Here is a 370-nt window from a genome sequence, read left to right as displayed (position 1 = left end):
TCGGTGCCGGCGCAGCAGCAATTGCCTGTATGGAGCTTCTGATTAAATGCGGTGCACAGCGCGAACACATTTACATGCTCGATTCTAAAGGCGTTATTCACACCCGCCGTGACGACTTAAACGAATACAAGCAACTGTTCGCTAACAATACCGATAAGCGCACGCTAAAAGATGTTATTGAGGGTGCTGATATCTTTGTTGGCGTTTCAGGCCCAGACCTGCTCAGCCCGGAAGAGCTGAAGCTAATGGCACCTAACCCGGTTATTTTTGCCTGCTCAAACCCTGATCCGGAAATTAAACCGGAAGTTGCTATGGCAGCACGGGACGACTTAATTATGGGAACTGGCCGTTCGGACTATCCGAACCAGGT

Annotated in this window: 1 protein-coding gene; it reads left to right on the top strand. The window is 50.0% G+C overall.

What is annotated here, in order from left to right:
• On the top strand, positions 1-370 hold a 370-nt coding region (locus B3180_RS15165), incomplete at both ends, for a malic enzyme-like NAD(P)-binding protein (RefSeq protein WP_286845337.1).

The organism is Idiomarina sp. UBA4206 (assembly GCF_002383015.1).
Classification (GTDB): domain Bacteria; phylum Pseudomonadota; class Gammaproteobacteria; order Enterobacterales; family Alteromonadaceae; genus Idiomarina; species Idiomarina abyssalis.
Note: the sequence above shows the minus strand (reverse complement) of the source record. Positions and strands in the feature narration are given on the sequence as shown.